Here is a 1,718-nt window from a genome sequence, read left to right on the forward strand (position 1 = left end):
GAGGTGGTCCCCATCAATTCGACACACAGAAATACACAGCACACCCGGCTGCTCGACGCATTGGCGGCCGCGAATTCGTCGACGCGGCTGCAGGCGGCGCTGGCGGTAGGCACGCATCCCGAACCCGGTTTCATCGAGGCGCTGGTAGAGCGGTCCGCGATCGAGCCGGACTTCTTCGTGCGCGACATGCTCACGTGGGCCCTGACTCGGCTCCCGGCGGAGCTCACGGTGCCGAGACTGCTCACGGAGGTGCGTTCCGAGCGTGCGCAGGCCCGGAGCCAAGCGTTGCACACGTTGTCCAAGATCGGCGATCCGAGCGCGTGGCCGGCGATCACGAGCTCGTTGCTCCAGGATGCCGACGTTGAAGTCGCGCGAAGTGCCTGGCGTGCTGCCGTCGTTCTCGTGCCCCACGAAGCGACGGAATGGCTGGGCGCGGAGCTGGCCAGGCAATTCGGCCGGGGAGACCGGGAGGTACGGTTGAGCTTGAGCCGCGCTCTGGTCGCGCTCGGGGAGGTGGTCGAGCCGGTCCTCCGGACCGCGATGGCTGATCCCGATCCAACGGTGCGGGCGCATGCGCGCGCCACGGAGCGGCTCCTGCGCGATCCGGACGCCGGATTCGACCTCGCCGTCGACGAGGCACGGCGGGTCGTCGCGCTCGGCCCGGATCGGGAGGAGACGACTGCGTGCTGATCGGTGAGGTGGCGCGCCGCTCGGGAGTGAGCGCCCGCATGCTCAGGCACTACGACTCACTCGGGCTGGTCCGACCGACCGGCCGCACCGTGGGCGGTTACCGGGAATACTCGCCGGAAGACATCCGGCGGATCTTCCATGTCGAGGGCCTGCGCTCCCTGGGGCTGTCACTGAGCCAGATCGGGCGCGCTCTCGATGATGCCGCATTCACCCCGTCCGCGCTGGTCGGAGACCTCATTCGGAAAACCGGAGAACGACTGGACCGGGAGCGAGAACTCCTGGAGCGGCTTCGTACGGTCGATTCCACCGAGCCCTCCCGCTGGCAAGACGTCCTGCGCATCATCGAACTGCTGCACGGACTCGGTTCGCAGAGCCCCGCCCGGCGGCAGCAGGCCGTCTTGGCGCCGGCCGAGGACGTAGCGGTGCCTGCCGAACTGCTGGCCGAGGCGTTGCTCACCGAATCCGATCCGTATGTGGCCGGGGCTTTGCGGTGGGCGCTGGCACGGGCCGGCGGTGACGGGGTGGCGAGCGTGGCGTCCGGCCTGGGCTCCGAGGACGTCGACGTCCGGCGGCGCGCGGTCCTCGCGCTCGCCGAGCTGCCGGGCGACGAGGCGACCGCGGCGCTCACGGACGCCCTCGAGGACCCGGACACGACGGTCCGCAGACACGCTGCTCTCGCCCTGGGTGGGCGCGGCGTGACCCGGGCCGTGCCCGCGCTTGTCGACACGGTGGTCGAAGGCCCGAACGACGTCGAGGCGGCCGAACTCTTGGGAACGCTGGCGCAGGACGCGGAGTGGGCGGATCGGATCATCAGTGCGCTGGTGGAACAGCTCACCGCATATGCGGCGGACTCGGCGGTGCGAATCCGACTGACCCAGGCGCTCGCTGAAATGCCGGGGACCATCGCGCTGGATACCCTGCGGCAACTGTCCTGCGATGAGGATCGCGCTGTGGCGGCCATAGCCTCGGCCCTCGTGGAAACCCTCGTAGCACGACCGGGCGAGGAGCCGGGGCAACCCTGACAGCTC

2 protein-coding genes are annotated in these 1,718 nt (G+C 69.8%); both read left to right on the forward strand.

Annotated elements, in window-relative coordinates:
* Nucleotides 1–3: 3 nt before the first annotated feature.
* Nucleotides 4–690 (forward strand): HEAT repeat domain-containing protein, encoded by a 687-nt coding sequence (locus ACWESM_RS16110; protein ID WP_452492346.1) that lies wholly within the window; start codon nucleotides 4–6, stop codon nucleotides 688–690.
* Nucleotides 684–1,712: a HEAT repeat domain-containing protein gene (locus tag ACWESM_RS16115; RefSeq protein WP_452492330.1), complete on the forward strand. Its 1,029-nt coding sequence runs from the start codon at nucleotides 684–686 to the stop codon at nucleotides 1,710–1,712. Before ACWESM_RS16110 ends, ACWESM_RS16115 begins: the two co-directional genes overlap by 7 nt.
* Nucleotides 1,713–1,718 lie beyond the last annotated feature (6 nt).

Source organism: Nocardia sp. NPDC003999, assembly GCF_053604885.1.